Source organism: Vibrio owensii CAIM 1854 = LMG 25443, assembly GCF_000817815.1.
GTDB lineage: Bacteria > Pseudomonadota > Gammaproteobacteria > Enterobacterales > Vibrionaceae > Vibrio > Vibrio owensii.
In genome coordinates, this window is sequence record NZ_JPRD01000028.1 from 1 (window position 1) to 24,001 (window position 24,001).

Consider the following 24,001-nt stretch of genomic DNA (forward strand, 5'->3'; position numbering starts at 1 on the left):
CTTGGTTTGATTGAAGAAGGCAAGCAACAAGGGGCGGTGTGTGAACTTGATGGTAGCCAATGTGAAGTGGAAGGCTTCCCAGAAGGTAACTGGGTCGGTCCGACTTTATTCAGTGGCGTCACTACCGAGATGTCGATTTACACCCAAGAAATCTTCGGGCCTGTTTTGGTGTGTATTGAGGTCGACACGTTACAAGAAGCGATAGAGCTCGTGAATCGCAACCCATACGGCAACGGCACTTCCATCTTCACTGCGAATGGTGCGGCGGCGAGAAAGTATCAACATGAGATTCAAGTCGGGCAGGNNTGCCAATTCCAGTGCCTTTGCCATTCTTCTCGTTTACGGGTTGGCGCGGCAGCTTTTACGGTGATTTGCACGCCTACGGCAAACAAGCGGTGCGCTTCTACACAGAGACCAAAACCGTGACGGCTCGTTGGTTTGATGACGATATCCCAACCGGTCCAAACTTGACTATTAATTTGCGCTAACGAAGTAAGGAGATCATATGGATTTTGAACTCAACGAAGATCAACGTATGTTTGCCGACACCGCGCAGCAGTTTGCGGCAGAGCGTTTAGCGCCAATGGCAGCAGAGTGGGATGAGAAACAAATCTTCCCCAAAGACATTCTACGAGAGGCAGGAGAGCTTGGCTTCTTGAGCCTCTACACCCCAGAAGAGCAAGGCGGTTTGGGCTTAAGCCGTTTGGATGCGTCTATCATCTTCGAGCAACTCTCGATGGGGTGTACGTCGACCACCGCATTTATGACCATTCACAACATGGTGACTTGGATGGTCGCGAGCTTTGCTAGCGAAGAGGTAAAAGACGCGTTCTGCCCCAAACTTATTACGGGTGACTTTCTCGGTTCTTACTGTTTAACCGAGCCAAACGCAGGTTCGGACGCGGCATCTCTAACGACTTCTGCAACTAAACAAGGCGATAACTACATACTCAACGGCGGCAAAACCTTTATCTCTGGCGCAGGCGATACCGACGTTTTAGTCGTGATGGCGAGAACCGGCGATGCAGGTGCGAGAGGCGTATCCGCGTTTGTTGTCCCCGCCGATGCAGATGGCATTAGCTACGGACGTAAAGAGCCGAAAATGGGCTGGAACAGTCAGCCAACACGCGCGGTAACGTTCGACAATGTTTCTATTCCTGCGTCACATTTGCTCGGTGAAGAAGGGCAAGGGTTTGTGTTCGCCATGAAAGGTTTGGATGGCGGACGCATCAACATTGCGACCTGCTCTGTCGGTACGGCTCAGCAAGCGTTGAATCAAGCGGCGCAGTACATGCAAGAACGTAAACAGTTCGGCAAATCATTAGCTCAATTCCAAGCATTGCAGTTCAAACTGGCAGACATGGCAACCGAGCTTGTCGCTGCTCGCCAACTGGTGCGGTACGCCGCTAGCAAGTTAGACCGAGGTGATCCAGACGCCACGACTTATTGTGCCATGGCAAAGCGCTTTGCAACCGACGTCGGCTTTCAAGTCTGTGACCAAGCACTGCAACTTTACGGTGGCTACGGTTACATCAAAGAATACCCAATGGAGCGCTATTTCCGTGATGTTCGAGTGCACCAGATTTTGGAAGGTACTAACGAGATCATGCGGTTGATCATCGCGCGTCGATTGCTCGCAGAGGAGTCGGCATTGCTATAAATGCGCCGACAAGCTCTGCTTTTATTCATAAAGCTCAGGTCATTTTCATCAAGAAAGGATTCAGAGATATGTCACTAACAGAACAACAAGCGATTCAACATACCATCAGCAATCATGTTGCGGTGGTGACCATGAACAACCCGCCCGCTAATACTTGGACGTCACAAAGCTTAACCGCATTGAAAGAGCTAGTGCTGGCGCTAAACGACAATAAAGACGTTTACGCTCTAGTGCTCACTGGGAATGGAGAGAAGTTTTTCTCTGCAGGTGCAGACCTCAAGTTGTTTGCTGATGGCGATAAAGCGGTTGCGTTAGAGATGGCGCGTATCTTTGGTGAAGCCTTTGAAACGCTCTCTGCATTTCGAGGGGTTTCCATCGCAGCCATCAACGGCTATGCCATGGGAGGCGGATTAGAAGTCGCATTGGCGTGTGATATTCGTGTAGTGGAAGAGCAAGCCGTACTGGCACTGCCAGAGGCGAAAGTGGGCTTACTGCCTTGTGCTGGTGGTACGCAAAACCTAACCGCATTGGTCGGTGAAGGTTGGGCGAAACGCATCATATTGTGCGGTGAACAAGTCGGTGCAGCACAAGCGCGAGAACTTGGCTTAGCGGAAGAAGTGGTGGAAAAAGGTGGAGCGCTTAATAAAGCCATTGAGCTTGCAGAATCGGTTGCCAATCAATCGCCGTCCTCGGTAACCGCATGTAAAGCACTTATCCAAAACATGCGTTCAGCGCCACTCAAACATGGTCTGATTAAAGAGCGAGAACTATTTCTAAACTTATTCGATACCGAAGATCAAACCGAGGGGGTTCGTGCCTTCTTAGAAAAACGTAAACCCAACTGGAAGAATCAATAGGAGGTCGCATGACAGGGAAAGTAACCATTAGCGAAATAGATTGCTTAGACGGCGTGCACCGAATTGGTATCGCTACGTTAGACAACACGGCTTCTTTGAATGCGTTGACTTACGACATGTTGGCAGAGCTCAACGACCAACTTATCGAATGGCAAGATGACCCTGATTTGGTGTGTGTCATCCTCTACGGGGCGGGTGAAAAAGCGTTTTGTGCAGGGGGCGATGTACGAACCATGTACCACGTCATGCACGACAAAAGCAAAGAAGAGACTGCCGAGTTCTGTTCTAACTACTTCTCGCTCGAATACGAATGCGATTACCTGATTCATACCTACCAAAAGCCAATCATTGGTTGGGGAGAGGGCATTGTGATGGGCGGTGGCATGGGCTTATTTATGGGCACCAGCCATAGAGTCGTCACGCCTAAATCTCGTCTCGCGATGCCAGAGATCAATATCGGACTTTACCCGGACGTGGGTGGTACTTGGTTCTTAAGCCAAATCGACCCAGAGGTTGGTTTGTTCCTTGGGTTAACCGGTGCAATGGTGAATTCAAGTGACGCTGTCACTATAGGGTTGGCGGAATGGTTGCTGCTGGAAGAGCAATATCCGGAACTGTTAGAAGAGCTGAAACAAGTCGATTGGAGCTCTGCCGATGCCAAATCGCTTGTCAGTGCGTTACTTCAATTGATGGAAGATCAAGTCATCGACAGTAAGCCGACAACTCAGATTTGCCCTTATCTCGACCAAATTAAAGAAGCCTGCAAAGGCTATGACTTAAATCAGATTGCCCAACGTATTCAAGCAATGGAAGGCGAGACTCAATGGCTTGAGAACGCACAAAAATCGTTTGTTGCGGGCAGTCCGATCACCGCACATATCTGTTTTAGACAAGTCAAAGAGTACCACCGTTTGTCGTTGGCGGATTGTTTCCGTCTAGAGCTAACCTTGTCAGTTCGTAGCGCATTACTCGGTGAGTTTGAAGAGGGCGTGCGCTCTCGATTAGTTGATAAAGATGGCAATCCAAAATGGATGTTTAACAGCGTCAGTGAAGTCGATGAGAGCGTCATCGAGACCTTGTTCACTTCTCTTTGGTCAGAAGAGGAACATCCACTTGCACAGCTAGGAAAATAAGGAGAAACAACATGAGTACCATTGCATTTATTGGCTTGGGCAACATGGGCAGTCCAATGGCACAAAACCTATTGGCGTCAGGGTTTCACGTGCAAGTGTTCGATGTGGATGTGAACGCGGCGAAGCAACTTGAACCGTTTGGCGCAGTGGTTGCCAGTACGTTAGAAGAAGCCGTAGATGGCGCAGGAACGGTCATCACCATGCTACCAGCAGGTGCACACGTGCGCGCGGTGTACTTAGGGGATTTACACGGTGGTGTTGGTTTGCTCAACATTGTGCAGGACAACGCATTGCTGATTGACTGCTCGACCATCGATCCAGATTCCGCACGCTTGGTGGCGAACGAAGCTCAGAACAAACGATTGTTGTTTGTCGATTCTCCCGTCTCTGGTGGTGTAGCAGGCGCAAAAGCAGCAACGCTGACCTTTATTGTTGGTGGTTCGGACGAAGCGTTCTCCAAAGCCAATGCGATCTTGCAATACATGGGTAAGAACGTGTTCCACGCTGGTAAAGCGGGCGACGGTCAGATGGCAAAAATCTGTAATAACCTGATGTTGGGCATTTTGATGTCAGGAACCTGTGAGGCGCTCAATCTCGGCATTGATCATGGTCTCGACCCGAAAGTCTTATCCAATATCATGCTGCAAAGCTCTGGTCGAAATTGGGCGTTAGAGCTCTATAATCCATGCCCCGGCGTAATGGATTCTGCGCCAGCGAGTAATCAATACAACCCAGGCTTTATGAGCAAGTTGATGCTAAAAGATCTTGGCTTAGGCTTGGATGAGGCGCTGCAAACCAACTCTTCTGTCCCGATGGGGTCTTTGGCTCGTAATCTTTATGCATTTCATAACGCAGCAGGTCATGCCGAACTCGATTTCTCAAGCTTGTTTGAATTCTATAAGAACCAGAAGGGCTAAAAGTGAGATTCCCTATCAGGCGTTTAAACATGGAAGTTATCCAGTAATGGAGTACAGATATGGATTTAAAAAACAGTGTCATTGCAATTACAGGTGCGGGGCAAGGGTTAGGGCAGATGATGGCGGTCAGCCTTGCTCAAGCGGGCGCGGATTTAGCATTGCTTGACGTTAACGAAACGGGACTGCTGAATACCCAAGAACAATGCCGGATGCTCAGTGCCAAGGCGTTGATCTATCGACTTGATGTGACCAATGAATCTGAAGTGGAGGATACCTTTAATGAGATTCTTCAAGACTTTGGGCAGCTAAATGGCTTAGTTAATAACGCTGGCGTCTTGCGAGATGGGTTATTAGTCAAAGCCAAAGACGGTGAGATCACCAAGATGTCGCTTGAGCAGTTTAACCTAGTGATGAACGTCAATGTCACGGGCACCTTCTTGTGTGGTCGAGAAGCGGCAGTCAAAATGATCGAGAGTGGCTCGAAGGGCGCCATCATTAACATCTCCAGCGTCGCAAGAGCGGGCAATATTGGGCAAACCAATTACTCTGCATCGAAAGCTGCCGTCGCAACCATGGCAACAACATGGGCAAGAGAACTCGCCAGATATGGTATTCGCTCTGCGGCTATTGCGCCCGGTGTCGTCAAAACGGCAATGGCAGATCAAATGAAACCAGAAGCCATAGACCGGCTGCAAAAGATGATACCCGTCGGTAGGATGGGGGAGACGAGTGAGATTGCTCATGCTGTGAAATACATTCTTGAAAACGACTACTTCACAGGGCGAGTGCTCGAAGTGGATGGCGGGATGAGAATGTGAAGAAAGAGCCGATTACGGCTCTTTCTTGTTTTTGAGTGTCTCAATTTTGTGTGTGTAATAAGCATTTTGGAAGAATGCCATTCCGAACACGAAATAAAACAAACCAGTTTTAGTCGAGTCGTCTGCATCAGACCAGAACCACACTGTAAAAGAAAAAATGATGACGTAATTAAACGTTATAATAAGAAGTTTGGACATGACCGTAATGCCTGATTTTTCACCGTAATCAAACAATAAACTCATCGTAAGCCTAACAAAGACTGTTAGCTTCCTAGCCTCGAATGAACTCACAAATTTAAATGTACAGAATGAAATGTTCTCAAGCTAAAGACGTCGCTACTTAGTGTTAAATTGAGTTAACAGTTCAGTGGGCGTTTTCCCCGTTACTCGTTAAAACATAGAGTTCGTGAATGATATGTCGTTCGCGGTGATTGAAATTTGAAATGCCATGTAAATAGTATGTGAATTCATAACTATGATACTGGTCACGCTTTCCTTAATTCGTACTTTCTAATGTAGCTCACACTCTCGTGCCGAATACGCAACTGATTACTCTCCTCGTTTACATTGCTTAAGTTACTGTAAAGAAAAGAATATGTGCTGTAGTACGTTAATGTTGTGCACCTGTTTTGCTATTCCTTTATCAATATTAGCTTTCATAAATGGAACGTTAGTTTCCATCTGTGGCTAATGAGCTTTCCTCTTTCCCTCCGCATAATGCGCTCGAATGTAACAATGTATTTCAAAGTGTAACAATAAACTCACGTTGTGAGTGTGGTTTTAACCATCAAGCAACTTGATACCTCCCACCAAGAAGTCCATTGCTGCACAAGCTCAACACAAAAATATTCTAATGACCAAGACAACCAATCGCAGGGCTTGCTCTGTTGTTGGCTAACCATCGAGAAAGTTAATGGAAGCTTCAAGATACAAACGCATCTTAGCGAGGATAAGTTTGGCAGGAACCATTCTTATGCTTTCAGGGTGTAACTCTGCTCTACTTGATCCGAAAGGTAGTATTGGCGTTCAGGAAAAAGAACTGATCATTACAGCGCTTTTACTGATGCTGATTGTCGTGATCCCCGTGATTTTAATGACAATCTATTTTGCTTACCGCTACCGAGAGTCGAACACTGGCGAGGAATACGCTCCAGAGTGGGCGCACTCGACCAAGATCGAAGTGGTGGTGTGGACTATTCCAATCATCATCATTGCGATTCTGGCAACCATCACTTGGCGTTCTACTCACGAGTTAGAGCCATCCAAGCCCATCGCAAGTGACGTCAAACCCATCACTATTGAGGTGGTGTCACTCGACTGGAAATGGTTGTTCATCTACCCAGAAGAGAACATTGCGACAGTGAACTACGTGGCGTTTCCGAAAGATGTGCCGGTTCAGTTCAAACTGACCTCAGACAACATCATGAACGCGTTCTTTATCCCGCGTCTCGGTACTCAGATTTACGCGATGCCAGGCATGGTGACCAAGTTAAATCTGATTGCGAACCACACTGGGGATTACAAGGGCTTTGCTTCTAACTACAGCGGTAAAGGTTTCTCGCAAATGAAATTTACCGCAGCAGCAATGGAAGATCGCACTGCATTCCTGAGTTGGGTACAGCAAGTGAAAGCCAGCCCTGATCGAATCGAAGACTGGGAGCAATTCCGTGCGCTTGCATCACCAACGGTGGCGGAGCCTGTGAAGATGTTCTCTAGTATTCCACCATTTTTGTTCACCGACGTCGTGACCCAGCATCCGGGTTCAATGAACTGTTTGCCGGAAAATCTAGGATAATCGCAATGTTTGGAAGATTAACACTTGAATCAATCCCTTATCACGAGCCGATTATTGTCGTCACTCTAGCGGTGATCGCGATAGTTGGTTTGGCTGTCGTTGCGGCGATAACCAAAGCGGGTAAGTGGCAATACTTATGGAATGAATGGTTTACTTCGGTAGACCACAAAAAACTAGGCTTTATGTACATCGCCGTGGCAATGGTGATGTTGATTCGTGGCTTTGCTGATGCGGTCATGATGCGCAGCCAACAGCTGCTTTCTGCGGCAGGCGAGAGCGGTTATTTGCCACCACATCACTACGACCAAATCTTTACTGCCCATGGCGTAATCATGATTTTCTTCGTGGCAATGCCGTTGGTGATTGGTTTGATGAACATCATCGTACCGCTGCAAATTGGTGCGCGTGATGTGGCATTCCCTTACCTAAACAACCTGAGTTTCTGGCTGTTTGTTGTGGGCGTTATCCTCACTAACATGTCACTTGGCTTGGGAGAGTTTGGTCGTACTGGTTGGTTGGCGTATCCACCACTGTCTGGTATTGAGGCAAGCCCCGGAGTTGGGGTGGATTATTGGATATGGGCGCTGCAAATATCCGGTGTCGGTACCACGCTGACGGGCGTGAACTTCTTTGCAACTATTTTGCGCATGCGTACGCCGTCTATGCCAATGATGAAGATGCCAGTGTTCACGTGGGCGTCCCTGTGTGCCAACATCCTAATCATCATTTCATTCCCAATCCTAACCGTAACCATCGCGCTACTAACGTTGGATCGCTTCATCGGTACGCACTTCTTCACCAATGACCTTGGCGGCAACGTAATGATGTACGTCAACCTGATTTGGGCATGGGGTCACCCAGAAGTGTACATCCTGATCTTGCCTATTTTTGGTGTGTTCTCTGAGGTAACGGCAACCTTCTCACGCAAGAAGCTATTCGGTTACACCTCGCTAGTATGGGCAACCATCGTAATCACGATTTTGGCGTTCGTCGTTTGGCTGCATCACTTCTTCACCATGGGCTCAGGTGCAAATGTGAATGCATTCTTCGGCATCGCCACCATGATTATTTCCATCCCTACCGGGGTGAAGATCTTCAACTGGCTATTCACCATGTACAAAGGGCGTATCCGCTTTACCACGCCGATGATGTGGACAGTTGGCTTCCTGATTACCTTCTCTGTAGGTGGTATGACGGGCGTACTAATGGCGGTTCCGGGCGCGGACTTTGTTCTGCACAACTCCGTGTTCCTGATTGCGCACTTCCATAACGTAATCATTGGTGGTGTGGTATTCGGTTGTTTCGCGGCGATCACTTACTGGTTCCCGAAAGCGACAGGTTTCACCATGAACGAAACATGGGGCAAACGTGCATTCATTTGCTGGATTGTTGGTTTCCTAATGGCGTTCCTACCGCTTTATGCGCTGGGCTTTATGGGCATGACGCGTCGTCTAAGCCAAGATCTTAACCCAGAGTACTTCCCACTGTTAGCAGTTGCTGCAGCGGGTACGGCAGTGATTGCGCTTGGCGTAGCTTGTCAGTTCATTCAAATCTACGTGAGTGTTCGTGACCGCGAGCAAAACCGAGACCTAACAGGTGACCCATGGGGCGGTCGAACCTTTGAGTGGGCGACGTCTTCACCACCGCCGTTCTACAACTTTGCCCACCTACCAAAAGGTGATGTGCTAGACGCGTTCTGGTACCAAAAGCAGAGTGGCGAATTCGATCCAACCAAAGAAGTGGAATACGAACGCATTCACATGCCGAAGAACACACCAACAGGTATCTATGTGTCTGCATGGGCATTGGTATTTGGCTTCGCGATGATCTGGTACATCTGGTGGCTGGCAGCAGCAAGCTTTGTTGGCATTATCGTGACGTGTATCCAACACAGCTACAACGACGACGTGGATTACTACGTTGAAGTAGAAGAAATCAAAGCGATTGAAGCGGAGCGTCGAGCTCAACTTGAAGAAGCGAAGAAAAACGAAGTGAAAGACAACGATAAAAAAGACGATCTGGAGGTGACCTATGCAAGCTAATGTAGCGGTTCACGACCACGATCATCACCACGATTCTGCTGGCATTAAGCTGTTTGGTTTCTGGATTTACCTAATGAGTGACTGTGTATTGTTTGCGACTTTGTTCGCGACTTACGCAGTGCTAGAAAGCGGCTCTATTGCGGGTCCAACCGGTAAAGACATTTTCGAACTGCCGTTCGTGTTTGTAGAAACCATGTTGCTGTTGTTCAGTAGTATCACGTTTGGCTTCGGCATGATTGCGATGAAGCGCAAAGACGTTGCAGGGTTAAAACGTTGGTTAAAAGTGACCTTCTTACTTGGTGCTGGCTTTATCGGGATGGAAGTGTACGAGTTTCATCACCTGATTGTTGAAGGCTATGGTCCACAAGAAAGTGCATTCCTGTCGGCGTTCTTCACTTTGGTCGGAACACACGGTCTGCACGTAACCTTTGGTTTGATCTGGCTAGCCGTGTGCTACCACCAACTGTCAACCAAAGGCCTGAACGATAACATGTCGATGCGATTCCAGTGCTTGAGCTTGTTCTGGCACTTCCTAGACATCGTTTGGATTTGTGTATTCACCATCGTTTACTTATTGGGGGTTATGTAATGGAACAACATCTAGATACAGGTGCCTCTGATTACGCAAAAGGCTTTATTGCGTCTCTGATCCTGACCGTGATTCCTTTCTACTGTGTGTGGGCGCAAGTGCTGCCAGATACCGCAACTTATGCTGTGTTATTTGGTTGTGCGATTGTGCAGATCTTCGTGCACTTTAAGTACTTCCTGCACATGGAAGTGAAAACGTCAGAAGGTCAGTGGAACGTGGTGTCACTGATGTTTACCGCCATTGTTGTGTTGATTCTGATCGCTGGCTCGATCTGGATCATCTACAACATGAACGTCAACATGAAGTTGTAGGCTAGGGTATGCTGAAAAGTTATTTGTCTATTACTAAACCGGGCATCATTTTCGGCAACCTGATTTCTGTTGCGGCGGGGTTCTTCCTCGCCGCAAAATCAGAACCCGCTAACTTTCTGTTGTTGCTGACAACGTTAGTTGGTGTCGGGCTTGTGATTGCATCAGGGTGCGTGGTGAACAACATCTTCGACCGCGATATCGACCAAAAAATGAAGCGCACACAAAACCGTGAATTGGTGATGGGAAACATCAACATCGACGCGGCGTTTGTCTACGCTTTGGTGTTGCTGCTTAACGGCACAGCGTTATTGTTCCAATTGGTGAATCCGCTCTCGGCTGTGGTTGTACTCTTGGGTTACGTGTTTTACGTCTTCTTCTACACCATGTGGTACAAGCGAAATTCGGTCTACGGCACTTTAGTCGGCAGCATTTCTGGCGCGGTTCCTCCGCTGGTGGGCTACCTTGCTGTGACGAACTACATCAGCTTAGAAGCGATTTTACTCTTCATTATGTTTTGCCTCTGGCAGATGCCGCACTCTTACGCGATTGCCATGTTCCGCATGCAAGATTACCGCGATGCAGGCATTCCTGTTCTTCCCGTTAAAGAGGGCATTACCAAAGCGCATCAACATATGAAGGCGTACGTGGTTGCTTTTGGTGTGGTTGCTATCGGGCTGTTTATGTTGGGTGAAGCTGGGTACGAGTATTTAGCAGTCTCGGCGGCGGTGTGCTTTATGTGGACACGAGTGACATTCCAAAAAGTGAATTACAACAACTACATCCAATGGTCCAAAGCGGTGTTTAAGGTGTCGTTATTGGTTGTAATGAGCATCAGTGGCGTGCTTGGTTTAGAGTTGATTCCACTGCCGTTTATTCATTAAAGGACAGTAAATCTGAGTTAACGATTGATGCCATCAGTAGTAGTGATGAGAACAAAACCAATGAATGCGGAATCGGTGAGCTATCTCACCAAACCTTAATCCAGATTAAAGTTTTGCCGCAGTTTCGGCGGTAAGGTTCGCGTCGCTCATCGCACTGAACAGAAATTCAGAGAAGGAACAGCCATGCTTTGTGTATCGCTGTTCCTTTTTCGTTCCTGCTCGGAAGTGATGCATCTAAAAAGACAGATTATAAGAGGACTGGACTTGAGCATTTTGTTTTCAGAAGCCCGCATTGGTAACATGACACTAAAGAACCGCTTTGTACGTAGTGCAACGTGGGAAAATATGGCGACAGAAGACGGTCACATGACCGAGAAGCTGTACGACATTTATGAAGAACTTGCCAAAGGTGAAGTGGGGCTGATCGTTACTGGCTACGCAAACATCGTAGAAGAAGAGAAGCCTAACGCAGGCATGATGGGGATCTACAACGACTCTTTCATCGATGAATACAAAAAGCTGACTGACCTTGTTCATGAGCATGATGCTAAGATCGTTATGCAGATCGCTTACGGCGGCACAAAAACAACATTCAACGTTGGCGAGCGTGTGATTTTTGCTCCAAGTGAAGTGCCAGAGCGTGGCACCAAAACGGAAGGCAAAGCGATGACTCAAGATGAGATCGACTACATCGTTAAAGCATTTGCGCTAGCGAGCAAGCGTGCGCAAGATTCTGGCTTTGATGGTGTAGAAATCCACGCAGCGCACACGTACTTGATCAACCAGTTCTTAAGCCCATATTACAACCGTCGCGAAGACCAATACGGCGGCAGCCTTGAGAACCGCATGCGTTTCCTTATGGAGATCTATGCCGAAACACGCAAGCTAGTTGGTGATGACTTCCCAATTCTGGTGAAACTGACAGCAACGGAGTTCTTCGATGGTGGTTTGACGTTCGATGAAACGCGCATTGTTTGTAAGAAGCTAGAAGAAGTGGGCGTGGATGCGATCATCGTATCGGGTAACATTCACGGCAACGCAAGCACCATGGTAGGTGAATCGTTCGACGGTTACACGCTACAAGAAGAAGGCTACTTCCACGAGTACGGTCAAGTGATCAGCCAAGATGTGAACGTACCGGTAATTACTGTAGGTGGCTTAAACGACTTCTGCGCGATTGAAGACTTGGCTGAAAATACCAAGATTCAGTTCTTCGCGCTTTCTCGTCCGTTATTGGCAGAGCCACAATTGATCAAGCGCTGGAAAGACGGCAATCGTGCTGAAGTGGACTGCGAACGCTGCTCTAAGTGTCGTACCAAGCGCGGCAACTTCTGCGTGGTTTACAAGCGCAGAAAGTAACGTGTTCTGACTCATGAAATTTTAAAAGCTCCTGATGCTTAACGTGTCAGGGGCTTTTTTATGCCTATGCAGTTTCGACTTCTTCTTGGTAGTTCAAGTAGTGAATGCACAAATCATGAAATGCTTTTGCCTGAGGGGAGATGGTTCTATCCGTCAGAGTAAAGATGCCAACTTGCCTCTCCAAAGGCGGATCGATCAGTGGAATCCAAACCAGCCGAGTTTCGTTGGTCGGAAACGCTAATTTTGGCAAGGTGGTGACACCAATACCAAGCTCAAGAACGGAGAACAAAGACGTGATGTTTTCAACAGAATACAAAGCTTGTTCACTCAACGCGCGCGCAGGAGTGGGATCGAGTAGGGTGCAAGTTCCGTTTCGAATAAAAGGTTGTTCCAGCAGCGTTTGCCACTCAATCCCTTCTGGATGCTGAGCAATAGGGTTATCCTTCAAACACACCACGCCAATGGGGTCAGAGATTAACGGGGTAAACTCGATACCGCCTTCGTCTAAATGTGATGGGTTACCCAGCGCTAAATCGACTTCGCCTGATAACAAACGCGCTTCAACCCCAGCGGCGTTATCATCAATCAAGCTGACTTCTACATTCGGGTATCGTTCGCAGAATGCGCCGAGCACACTAGGAATCAACTTGGCTGCAACAGAAGGGACACTGGCGATGCGCACTCGACCTTGTTGTCCTGCGGCGGCGGCTTTTAGATCGTTATCTAGAGCGTTATAGATGTTGAGAAACTGAATGATCTTAGGCAGGCAGATCTCACCGAATGGAGTGAGTTTGGATTTATTGCCCGGCTCAAATAGGGTTTGACCGAGTATTTTTTCCAGTTCTTTGATTGACGTTGACAGCGCAGCCTGAGAACGGTTCGCTCGATGTGACGCTGCTCTAAAACCACCTTCCTCGACCACCATCACAAAATGCTTTAATTGTTGAAGCTTGATACTCATAGCGAAACCTCTGCAATCCCTTTATTTACCTTAGTTTTAATAAGGTGATAGATTTTTCTTATCAAATGTAAAAAATTTACCGTTCGATTTATCGCCTGTCAATGTGCAGTATTTAACCATCTTGAAACAAGGTTGTTACAAAGGTTGAAAGGCACGTGAATACTTCTACGAAAAAATACCCAGTCAAAACCGCATTGTTTGCCTCTAAAGCGCCGCTGGAATGGGCAATTGTTAACAATGGCACGTTATACACCGCGCAAATCCCGATTGATGATACCGGAGCTGTCGTGGAAGGCGGTATCGAAGCCCAAACTCGTCAAACCTTTAATAATCTCGTTCACACGTTGGAGTGTGCAGGGGAGCCTTTAGATTCCGTTCTGCAGGTGCTGATTTATGTGACGGATCGTGAGTACTTAAAAACGGTTAACCAAGTCTACGCTGAGTATTTTGAAGCGCCTTACCCTAATCGCGCCGCTATGGTAGTGGCGGGACTAGCTCGTGAAGAGATGCTGGTGGAGTTTGTGGTGTACGCATCAGCGACTCAGCCAGAGTAAAGAATAATAATCAAAGCCTTATTACCGGGCTTTGTCAGTGAGATTAGTGAGCTGGTGTCGATCACCAGACGTCAGGAAGAATAAGGACAGAGCAATGACTATTATCAATAATGTTCAAGCAGAGAAATCTCTCTACATTGCAGGCGAATGGCAATCTGGCATTAATACGGTTGCGAACATTAACCCTTCAGACATCAGTGAAAACTTAGGCAATTTTGCTCAGGCGAGTGAAGGTCAAGTAGAGCAAGCTATTCAAGCCGCCAAAGTTGCGCAGCCAGAGTGGGGAAAAACGCCAATTGAGCGTAAACAAGCGGTTTTGCAGGCGATTGGCGATGAGCTGATTGCTCGTTGTGATGAGCTTGGCACGCTGCTTTCACGTGAAGAGGGAAAACCTTTTGCTGAAGGTCGTGGTGAAATCTACCGCGCCGGTCAATTCTTCCAGTATTTCGCGGCGGAAGTGCTGCGTCAAATTGGCGATAACGCAGCTTCTGTCCGTCCAGGTGTTTCCGTTGAGGTCACTCGTGAAGCCGTCGGCGTTATCGCCATTATCTCTCCTTGGAACTTCCCAACTGCTACGGCTGCATGGAAAATCGCGCCAGCGCTTGCGTTCGGTAACAGCGTAGTATGGAAGCCCGCTAACCTAACGCCTGCTAGTGCGGTTGCACTGACAGAGATTATCCATCGTCAAGGTTTACCGGCAGGCACATTCAACCTTGTGTTGGGCAGCGGCTCTCAAGTGGGTAACACGCTTATCAACTCGAAAGACGTAAATGGTGTGAGCTTTACTGGCTCTGTTGATACCGGACGTAAAGTAGCGGCAGCAACGGCACCGAATTTTGTTCGTTGCCAGTTAGAGATGGGCAGTAAGAACGCACTTGTGGTTGCCGATGATGCAGACATTCAAATCGCAGTTGAAGCGACCATTGCAGGCTCTTTCTCTGGAGCAGGTCAGAAGTGTACCGCGTCTTCTCGTCTTGTCGTCATGGACGGTATTCACGATGCCTACGTGGAAGCACTGATCAAACGTATGAGCGAGCTTAAAGTCGGTCACGCTTTAGAAGACGGCGTTTTCATGGGACCCGTTGTTGATGGAAACCAATTGAATGCGAACTTCGAATGGATTGAGAAAGCCCGCCAAAGTGGCGCAGAGTTAGCATTCGGTGGCGAGCGTTTGAACTTAGAACATGACGGTTTCTACATGTCACCAACCCTTTTCCTCAATACGCAAAACAGTTGGGAAGTGAACCAAGAAGAAGTGTTTGCGCCAATGGCAAGCGTGATTCGAGTTTCTGACTTGGATGAAGCCATTGCAGTAGCAAACGATACTCGCTTTGGCTTGACAGGCGGCATCATCACGCAAAGCCTTTGTAATAGCGCCATCTTCAAACAACAAGTGCAAACTGGCTGTGTCATGGTCAACCTACCAACCGCAGGAACGGATTACCACGTGCCGTTTGGTGGTCGTAAAGAGTCGAGCTTTGGTCCTCGCGAGCAAGGTCAATATGCAAAAGAATTCTACACCGTGGTGAAAACCGCTTATCAACGTCCTTACTAAGTGAAATAGGGCAGCCGAGGATTCCGCTGCCCACCCTTAAAGGCTCATTAACGTTTAAGGAGTGGTTATGTACCAACAACGGATTGTGATTGATGGATTGCAGTACTGCAATTGGGATCGAGAATACTTCCAAACGCTGAAGGCGAGCGGCATTACGGCTGTGCATGCGACGATCGTTTATCACGAAAATGCACGCGAGACCTTAACTCGCTTTGCTGAATGGAACCTGAGATTCGAACAAAATGCAGACCTGATTATGCCTATTTACTCGATGGTTGACGTCGAGAAAGCAAAGGCTGAGGGTAAGGTCGGCGTCTTTTTTGGTGCGCAGAATTGCTCTCCAATTGACGATGAAATCGGCTTAATAGAAGTCATGCGCCGTCAAGGTTTGCTGATTATGCAGCTGACCTATAACAACCAAAGCTTGCTGGCGACAGGGTGCTATGAGCAGAACGACTCTGGTGTCACGCGTTTTGGTAAACAAGCCATCGAAGAGATGAACCGTGTCGGGATGATCATCGATATGTCCCACAGTGCAGAGCGCTCAACGTTGGAAGCGATTGACCTTTCTTCACGTCCCATTTGTATTAGTCACGCGAACCCAACGTTTGCTCATGATGCTCTGCGCAACAAATCGAACAAGGTCATTAAAGCGCTCACCGAACGTGGCGGCTTGATTGGCTTTAGTCTTTACCCATTCCATCTTCCAAACGGAAGCCAATGCACGCTAGAAGATTTCTGCCAAATGGTCGCGAAAACTGCCGATCAGTTCGGTGTGGATCACTTAGGCATCGGCAGTGATCTTTGTTTAAACCAACCACAGCAAGTGCTTGAGTGGATGCGCAACGGTCGTTGGTCCAAAGCAATGGATTATGGTGAAGGCTCCGCCAGTAATGCGGGGTGGCCTGATGCTTTGCCTTGGTTTAGTGGCAGTAAAGGGATGGAGAACATTTACAACGGCTTAATGCGTCATGGATTCAGTGAATCCGAGGCAGGAAAAATCCTAGGTGAGAACTGGTTTAACTTCCTTAAAGAAGGGCTGGAGGCGAGCTAGGTCGTAACCCAAATAAACATGGAATATCTCGCTCAAAAAATAATAACAAGGCGAGTGTTAAAGTCACTTTTTGTAGCCGTTATGGCAGCTGCAATAAACCTCTGGAGTCAGAGTATGTCTGATCTAACCAATAGCATGAAAGCTTCAACGATGAGCGTGTCATCAAAGAAGCAACAAGCAAAACACAACGACACTTCAGCAACGGAAAATTCACCGGATAAGTTAGGGTTAAGTAACCCGGCACTTTGGTATAGCGGTGGCTTTATTGCCTTGTTCGTCGCTATCGCGCTTTACGATGGAGAGTTGCTATCAACGTTAGTTAATACGGGATTTGCGTGGTCAGTAAAAGTCTTCGGTCCGTACTGGCAGATACTGCTTCTTCTCACTTTTCTTATTGGTCTTGGCTTGGCTGCAGGGCGAACAGGCAAGGTGATTTTAGGCGGAACAACGAAGCCTGAAATGGATGGTTTTCGTTGGATGGCAATCATCTTCTGTACGCTTTTAGCTGGCGGCGGCGTATTTTGGGCGGCGGCAGAGCCTATCGCGCACTACGTGAGTCCTCCACCTTTGTATGGTCCGCAAGACAATCCTCAGCAAGGTGCCATTAATGCGTTGTCACAGTCGTTTATGCACTGGGGTTTTCTCGCGTGGGCTATTGTTGGCAGCTTAACGTCTATCGTGGTCATGCATTTACACTACGATAAAGGACTGCCGTTAAAACCTCGTATCTTGCTTTATCCAGTGCTGGGTGAGCGAGCGCTAAAAGGTCAAACGGGTGCGCTGATTGACGCATGTTGCATCATCGCCGTAGCGGCTGGAACCATTGGACCGATTGGGTTCCTAGGTTTACAGGTTAGCTACGCGTTAAATGCACTGTTTGATATCCCAGATGGCTTTACCACACAGTTGATCATCATCTTATTTGCGATTGTGTTGTACACCGTATCTGCTTTGAGTGGCTTAAACCGCGGCATGCAAATGCTAAGTCGCTACAACGTGATTCTTGCGCTGGTATTGATGGCTTACATCCTTCTATTTGGCCCGACAGACTTTATCTTCAATGGTTACATTCAAGGCGTGGGCAGCATGTTGGATAATTTCATCCCAATGGCAACCTACCGTGGTGATGAAGGTTGGCTGAGCTGGTGGACAGTATTCTTCTGGGGCTGGTTCTTGGGCTACGGACCGATGATGGCAATCTTCATTGCACGTATCTCTCGCGGTCGCAGTATTCGTCAAATCATCTCGACGATCAGCATTGTTGCTCCGCTTACCACGTGTTTTTGGTTCACCATTGTTGGTGGCTCTGGCCTAGCGTTTGAAATTGCCAATCCGGGCAGTGTGAGCGCGGCATTTGAAGGCTTCAACTTACCGGGCGCGTTACTCGCAGTGACTCAACAACTGCCGATGCCAATGTTGGTTTCCATCTTGTTCTTGATTTTGACCACCATCTTCATCGTAACCACCGGTGACTCAATGACGTACACCATCAGTGTTGTGATCAGTGGTGAGACAGAACCAAATGCGATTATTCGTACCTTCTGGGGCGTGGCTATGGGTATCACGGCGTTGATTCTCATCTCACTTGGCTCTGGCGGTATATCAGCCCTGCAATCCTTCATCGTGATTACAGCCGTTCCAGTGTCATTAATACTGTTACCGTCACTTTGGAATGCTCCGCAGATCGCTATGAAGATGGCAAAAGAGCAAGGGCTATAACAACGGTTATAACAAAAAGATCAAACCCAATAACGTGGCGCTTGTGTGGGTGAATCCTCCCCACACCCTCACAAGCCCTTATTCTTACAATAAAAAATAAGTGGTGAGCAAAATGGATGCACATCGTTCTACTTACACTGAAACAAAACTTCGCAACGCTGCAATTGTGATGGCGCCAGACAGGCTAGGGGCTATGCACCAAAATCGAATCAGCTTTGTGCGAAGCTTGATCCGAAAAATGGCGAGTCAGGAATGGCAAGTGAGCAAACATGAGTGGCAATTGTGTCCATGCGGTTTTGGTCATGTGATTTACAAATTAGCGACGCCGGAACACGTTTATCACTTGGTTGTGTTTTGCGATGAAATTGCTGATGAAGAGCGTAACGACCGAGTCATTGCTGAGAAATGGGACGTAACCTTTGCGTTGGTCAAAGGCGAGGTTAATGTTGAACTGTTAGAGCAACTTCGAGCCAATGTACCTTTGCAAGAAGCGGGGCGCAATCCAAACAACGTGCTTGTTCTTGCTCGTGCGAATAAGAGCGTTCGTGTGTTTGAGCACATTGTAAATTCGCTTTCTAAAGGTGAGCAGCCAGAGCCTTCAGAGCTGGCAGAAGTGGGGTATATCCTAAGAACCACCGCCGTTTATGGTAACGGTAAATTTGGCATTGCCGATTTTAAACTGCTAGAGAACAACCCTGATTTCAACCAGTCATTTAGTGCACAGATGTGTGCCGTTTATATGCTACGTGAATTCAGCTTAGATTGGGTTCATTACCTTGCTGCGCAAAAGGGCGGAGATAACGCCATTGCACTTCACAAAGGTTTGCAGCGCTATCTTGGTGTGGGGAATGCAACTGGCTTGGGTATGGCGCCATATTTAATCAATCATCCATGCATCGTCGACCAATGGATGACATCACGTGAGCGTGCGATTGCCAACGTGATTGCTATGCCATGTGAACCTACCGAGCTGGAGCAACCATTAAAAGCTCTGCTTAAAAAAGCACAGCGACACTTAGAGCAAGTGATAACAATCAATGAACATCAAGATCAGCTTAACCATCAAGCCATTGCTGATCTCCAAGCGCTACAAATCAACTTAAATGCTTTGATGGCAGAGCATTCGAATTGGGCAAGCTTGATCAAACAAACCACAACAATGAGTTTGGAAGCCCAAGAAATCCTAACTTCATGTTTGATCGAGCTTTACCCGTCTTTGGTTGATGAATTTGAAAACCAAATGAACACCGACGAATCACTCTCTATTCCAGGCGGAAAAAGCGTTCAAGATGTTTTGCAAATACTAGAGAGTAAGTACCGATGGTCAATCGATGCTGACTACACGTTACCAGAGAACAACTATTGGTTCTGGTATCGCTCGCAAGACAAAGAAGAACCAAGGCTAGGCGTTCGTGGAGAAGAAATCGGTGAAGAACGTGAGTTGCCACTCGATATAGGGCGACAAGTGAACCGCCTCTACCATGCGCTGCAAACGTGCCAGCCAGAAACATCGTTGGCGGAGTTCTTACTGCAGCATCCGCAGTATCGTGCAATCACTCGTCGTGTATGGACGCTCGGCAACCGAGAAATGGGTGATATCCAGATGAACGTGCTACGTGAAGACGCACTGCCTATGCATCTACTGCGTTGTAAGTTGGCTATCTTTGGGGCGACCAAGTTCGATCCACGTTCAGACCGATGGGTGCGTGTGACCTTCTTTCAAGGCGCACCGCTGCTTGATGAGATTCAGGACCCGCGTTTCAGCGATACGTGGATTTTCCCAACTATGCCAGAGCGTGAAGAAATCGCGCAAAGCGACAATCAAAAAATCAGTGGAGGTTTTGCATCATGATCGTCTCGCATAACGAGCTGGTAGCAGCAGTAAACAAAGCTTTTCTTGGTATGCGCCGTCATTGCGGTGAAGCTGATGTGATTGCCAATATGGTTGCGGATCTGCAAATGGTGGGTTTGCACGGCGTGCGTCACTTCAACAACGCCAGCCTGTTTCTCAACTTAGATTCAGATTGCGCGGTCAGCATTACGAGTAACACGGACTCTCATATCGAAGTTGAGTTACACAATGGCAGTATCGCCTGTCATTTACCTGCGGTGTTGGATTTTGCGCTTGAGAAAATGGTCAGCAGCAAGAGCGTTACCATCACACTGAAACAATGCCACAATCGCTGGTTAGCATTTAGTGAGCTAGTTAGGCTCTCTGCCAAAGGCATTGCATGCCGTGCTCAGTGGGTTAATGGCACTAGTCCAAAGCGAACTTTGTATGTGTTAAACCGTGGGCGGATTGCACCAGAGGTATTCTTTTCTGACCAGATTGAAGATAACAGTACCGACTATCACAGTATGACGATAGAGCTTGCCGTAACGGATTTTGATATCGAAGCGAGCTCTCAAGGTTACGCAATTCATATTGATGGTGAAGAGCTGAGCCGTGCGCAGAAAACATCATGGGAAGAGGGCATCTTTGTTGAGGACGCAGAGTGGAACGCGCTTAAACAAACTGCCACGGTTTTCCTTGTCGAGAACAGTGAACGCTCGGTACAAGGTGCTGGCGAATTAGCCTGATATTGATGCATTAACGAATTAAAGTGTGAGGCTGCCCAAGGGTAGCCTTTTTTATTGTCCTAACCTTGCTCTCTGGTTTATGTGTCTTTAACCTCGTTTATAATATTAAATATAACGTTTTTGATTCATTATTATTACATTGGATTTATTTGTTTTTGTTCTAACCAATAAATATGAGCGTTGTTATTATTGGTCTCGCCAAATTTTTTCTGTTACCTATTGTTTAAAACGTTGTTTATTATCATCTCATTTGTAATTTATCTATTCATAATTAATGCCTTTATATTCTGTTTGCTGTTGTTCTTGGAAAATACCCTTTATTTTAATGTGGAATTTGGTGGGCGGTATAAACTATAGTATTACTTGATCCTTTCAATTAAATAGGCTCCAGTGCTGTTAAAACTCTTGCTTTATAGGCGTTTATTCAATTGGGATGGCATTCATTCTAAGTTCAAATGCAATATTTGAATTTTGATTGTTATATTTGAAATCATAAAGTTAATTGTGCTAAATTCCCCGTCCAGCCTAAGGCTACTCCTCATTGTATTCATCTAATCATTTAGTCGTAGTAGTATTGTTTGTTTATAATTAGATAAAATAAACAATATTTTTAAACAAAAATATCTAGTGATAAAAATAGTATTTCTTGATTTTATAAATGAGATCTTCTTTCCTAAAAAAAGCCATTGAAATAAAATTGTAATTTTCATTTTTACCAGTTTCATGGATTTATTTAATTGATGTATCACAACTATTTTATTGATCTTAATTATCGACTCCGGTGTGTTTTTTTCTGATAGATTCGACGCGAACACATCAAGGAGATAGATAAATGAAAATCAAAAAACGTCTGATAGCTATCGCTGTTGCAGGTGTCATGACGATGTCAGTTCATGCCGGTGAATCAGTGACATTGAATAAGCCAGTCAACTTTACCAACTTCTCTGGGCTTAATTCACAATTGGGTGTTAATAATGCATCGAGCTTTAAACAGGTTAAGAGCATTCACCTTAAAAACCGCGGTGTTTATAAGGTAAAGATTCAGCAAAATGTTTGGGGTATTCCTGTTTGGGGACATTCACTGAACGCAACCCAAAGCTTTAAAGGCGGCGCTTTAAAAGCCTTGCAAGGCAATTATTTGCGTGTAAATGACTTAGATCGAAGCTTTGTAAAACCTAAGTTGAACCGAGCAGAAGCGCTAAAGGTTGCGTCAAAGAACCTTGAGAATAAAGGCATCGCAGGTAAGTTTCTAAGAAATGTCGAAGATGAGTTATTCATTTATCAAGATGGCAAACAAACACGATTGGTTTACGTGGTTTCTTATCTGCTAGCAAACAGCCTTCAACCTTCTCGCCCATTTACCATGTTAGATGCGCACAGTGGTGAAGTTATCGACCGTTGGGAAGGGATTGCTCATGCGCAAATCGGTACGGGCCCTGGCGGCAACGAAAAAACAGGCATGTATGAGTATGGTACTGACTACCATTATCTCGACGTACAAGAAGATGGCAACAATTGTGTGATGGAGTCGGAGAACGTCATCACGGTTAACCTAAATGGTGCCACTGAAGGTTCTACACCATACAGCTACGAGTGTCCTCGCAATGAATTCCAAGAAATTAATGGTGCTTACTCTCCACTGAACGATGCTCATTACTTTGGCAATATCGTATTCGACATGTACAAAAATTGGTTCGATACTGCGCCGCTCACTTTCAAATTGATGATGCGTGTTCACTACGGCACGGGTTATGAAAACGCCTTCTGGGATGGCCAAGCGATGACGTTTGGTGACGGTGAGAGTTATTTCTACCCATTGGTTAGTCTGGATGTTTCAGCCCACGAAGTGAGCCACGGCTTTACTGAGCAAAACTCGGGGCTAGTGTACGCAAACCAATCAGGTGGTATGAACGAAGCTTTCTCGGATATTGCAGGTGAAGCCGCAGAGTTCTACATGAAAGGTGAGAATGACTGGATGGTTGGCAAAGACATCTTCAAAGAGGAAGGGGCATTGCGTTATATGGATGATCCTTCACGAGATGGTTCGTCTATCAACCATGCGCAAGACTACTATGACGGCTTGAATGTGCATTACAGCTCGGGTGTTTTCAACAAAGCTTTCTATCACTTAGCAACGACATCCGGTTGGGATACCAAAAAGGCGTTTGAATTATTTGTGCTCGCGAACCAAATTTACTGGTCACAAGACAGTGATTTTTGGCAAGGCGCATGTGGTGTGAAGAACGCAGCAAACGACCTAGGGTATGACGCATCTGCGGTTGTGGATGCTTTTGCTGTTGTCGGTGTCGAGCCATGTGCAGAGCCACCGCTGCCGCCAGAGCCAGAATATCAGCGTCTTGAAAACGGCCAATCAGTCACAGTAAATGGCGCTACTGGGTCGAAAACCTATTTTGATATCGAAGTCCCAGAAGGCCAACCGCAGCTTACAATCAATCTTACCGTGCCAAATGGTGACCCAGATATTTACGTAGGCTTCGATTACGCGCCTTCTTCAACTGAAAATATTTGTTCTAGCTTGTCCGTTAGCGATGAAGTGTGTGTGATTGAGAACCCAGAGCAAGGTCGCTACACGGTGAACGTATTTGGTTACGCTGAATATGACAACGCAGAACTAACGGCAACGTACGACGATAGCAGTGCAAACCTTCCTCCAGTCGCCGCGTTTGATCAGTCTGTATCTGGTAAGACTGTGACACTTCACAGCACCAGTAGCGATAGCGACGGCAGCATTGTTTCTTACCAATGGAACCTAGGTGATGGCAGTTCGCAAACTGGCGAAATGGTGACGCACACTTATGCCGCAGCAGGTGATTATGCGGTGACGTTAACCGTAACGGACGATGCAGGCAGTGCGACATCAACCACACAAACGGTGACGATTGAAGAAGGCCAAGCAGAGGCGTTCCCGCTGAAACTCAACTTCGGTAACAAGTTCCCGAATGGTAAGGCTCGCGTGAAGTTGTCTTGGAAGTACGACACCAACGATTACTTCATTGTTAAACGTAACGGTAAGAACGTTGGTGCAACAGACTTTAAGTCTTATGTCGACCAGTTTGAACACAACGGCACTATCGACGTGGAATACCAAGTGTGTACTTCGGGCAACGTATGTTCTGAAACCAAGCGTTACCGATTCATCAAACCAAACAAATAACAACACAATAGCAAAGGGCTCCAGACGGAGCCCTTTTTTCG

General features: G+C 46.9%; 19 protein-coding genes and 1 pseudogene. 19 read left to right on the forward strand and 1 reads right to left on the reverse strand.

Going from position 1 to position 24,001, the window contains the following annotated elements; translation table 11 throughout:
* The 12 genes and pseudogenes from H735_RS16095 to H735_RS16155 all read left to right on the forward strand — a co-directional run.
* Window positions 1–488: pseudogene (locus H735_RS16095) on the forward strand (aldehyde dehydrogenase family protein); the annotation flags it as partial.
* Between the two features lie 17 nt (window positions 489–505).
* The gene (locus tag H735_RS16100) at window positions 506–1,660 is read left to right on the forward strand and encodes an acyl-CoA dehydrogenase family protein (protein WP_020197245.1); all 1,155 of its coding nucleotides are present in this window, start codon (window positions 506–508) and stop codon (window positions 1,658–1,660) included.
* Window positions 1,661–1,728: 68 nt separating this feature from the next.
* Window positions 1,729–2,517, forward strand: a complete 789-nt coding sequence (locus H735_RS16105) for an enoyl-CoA hydratase (RefSeq protein WP_020197246.1) — start codon at window positions 1,729–1,731, stop codon at window positions 2,515–2,517.
* 8 nt (window positions 2,518–2,525) lie between these two features.
* Entirely contained in the window at window positions 2,526–3,650 is a 1,125-nt protein-coding gene (locus H735_RS16110; protein ID WP_020197247.1) for an enoyl-CoA hydratase/isomerase family protein, read from the forward strand.
* A gap of 11 nt (window positions 3,651–3,661) precedes the next feature.
* Entirely contained in the window at window positions 3,662–4,567 is a 906-nt protein-coding gene (mmsB, locus tag H735_RS16115; protein WP_020197248.1) for a 3-hydroxyisobutyrate dehydrogenase, read from the forward strand.
* A 59-nt stretch (window positions 4,568–4,626) separates the two neighbouring features.
* A complete protein-coding gene (locus H735_RS16120) occupies window positions 4,627–5,385 on the forward strand; it encodes an SDR family oxidoreductase (RefSeq protein WP_005443821.1) in 759 nt (252 codons plus the stop codon).
* Window positions 5,386–6,298: 913 nt separating this feature from the next.
* A complete protein-coding gene (cyoA, locus tag H735_RS16130; protein ID WP_080628706.1) occupies window positions 6,299–7,180 on the forward strand; it encodes a ubiquinol oxidase subunit II in 882 nt (293 codons plus the stop codon).
* A gap of 5 nt (window positions 7,181–7,185) precedes the next feature.
* Window positions 7,186–9,222: a cytochrome o ubiquinol oxidase subunit I gene (cyoB, locus tag H735_RS16135; RefSeq protein ID WP_020197250.1), complete on the forward strand. Its 2,037-nt coding sequence runs from the start codon at window positions 7,186–7,188 to the stop codon at window positions 9,220–9,222.
* Window positions 9,212–9,811 (forward strand): cytochrome o ubiquinol oxidase subunit III, encoded by a 600-nt coding sequence (cyoC, locus tag H735_RS16140; protein WP_005451611.1) that lies wholly within the window; start codon window positions 9,212–9,214, stop codon window positions 9,809–9,811. The genes cyoB and cyoC overlap by 11 nt, the downstream gene beginning before the upstream one ends.
* Window positions 9,811–10,122, forward strand: a complete 312-nt coding sequence (cyoD, locus tag H735_RS16145) for a cytochrome o ubiquinol oxidase subunit IV (protein WP_020197251.1) — start codon at window positions 9,811–9,813, stop codon at window positions 10,120–10,122. Before cyoC ends, cyoD begins: the two co-directional genes overlap by 1 nt.
* Before the next feature lie 8 nt (window positions 10,123–10,130).
* Window positions 10,131–11,003, forward strand: coding sequence for a heme o synthase (gene cyoE / locus H735_RS16150; protein ID WP_005451612.1), 873 nt, complete (start codon window positions 10,131–10,133; stop codon window positions 11,001–11,003).
* A 264-nt stretch (window positions 11,004–11,267) separates the two neighbouring features.
* Entirely contained in the window at window positions 11,268–12,362 is a 1,095-nt protein-coding gene (locus H735_RS16155; protein ID WP_020197252.1) for an NADH:flavin oxidoreductase, read from the forward strand.
* A 64-nt stretch (window positions 12,363–12,426) separates the two neighbouring features.
* Here H735_RS16155 and H735_RS16160 read toward each other — a convergent pair whose 3' ends face one another.
* Window positions 12,427–13,323: a LysR family transcriptional regulator gene (locus H735_RS16160; RefSeq protein WP_020197253.1), complete on the reverse strand. Its 897-nt coding sequence runs from the start codon at window positions 13,321–13,323 to the stop codon at window positions 12,427–12,429.
* A gap of 155 nt (window positions 13,324–13,478) precedes the next feature.
* Between H735_RS16160 and H735_RS16165 the strand changes: the two genes are divergently transcribed.
* The 7 genes from H735_RS16165 to H735_RS16195 all read left to right on the forward strand — a co-directional run bounded on the left by H735_RS16165 (window position 13,479) and on the right by H735_RS16195 (window position 23,960).
* Window positions 13,479–13,877 (forward strand): RidA family protein, encoded by a 399-nt coding sequence (locus H735_RS16165; RefSeq protein WP_020197254.1) that lies wholly within the window; start codon window positions 13,479–13,481, stop codon window positions 13,875–13,877.
* A 94-nt stretch (window positions 13,878–13,971) separates the two neighbouring features.
* On the forward strand, window positions 13,972–15,432 hold the full coding sequence (locus tag H735_RS16170; RefSeq protein ID WP_020197255.1) for an aldehyde dehydrogenase family protein: 1,461 nt from the start codon (window positions 13,972–13,974) through the stop codon (window positions 15,430–15,432).
* A 67-nt stretch (window positions 15,433–15,499) separates the two neighbouring features.
* Window positions 15,500–16,486 (forward strand): membrane dipeptidase, encoded by a 987-nt coding sequence (locus H735_RS16175; RefSeq protein WP_020197256.1) that lies wholly within the window; start codon window positions 15,500–15,502, stop codon window positions 16,484–16,486.
* A 150-nt stretch (window positions 16,487–16,636) separates the two neighbouring features.
* Window positions 16,637–18,205, forward strand: coding sequence for a BCCT family transporter (locus H735_RS16180; RefSeq protein WP_373364762.1), 1,569 nt, complete (start codon window positions 16,637–16,639; stop codon window positions 18,203–18,205).
* Between the two features lie 112 nt (window positions 18,206–18,317).
* On the forward strand, window positions 18,318–20,057 hold the full coding sequence (locus H735_RS16185) for a hypothetical protein (RefSeq protein WP_020197258.1): 1,740 nt from the start codon (window positions 18,318–18,320) through the stop codon (window positions 20,055–20,057).
* Complete coding sequence (locus H735_RS16190) at window positions 20,054–20,785, forward strand: DUF3726 domain-containing protein (protein WP_020197259.1); 732 nt, start codon at window positions 20,054–20,056, stop codon at window positions 20,783–20,785. Before H735_RS16185 ends, H735_RS16190 begins: the two co-directional genes overlap by 4 nt.
* 832 nt (window positions 20,786–21,617) lie before the next feature.
* Entirely contained in the window at window positions 21,618–23,960 is a 2,343-nt protein-coding gene (locus tag H735_RS16195; protein ID WP_020197260.1) for a M4 family metallopeptidase, read from the forward strand.
* Window positions 23,961–24,001 lie beyond the last annotated feature (41 nt).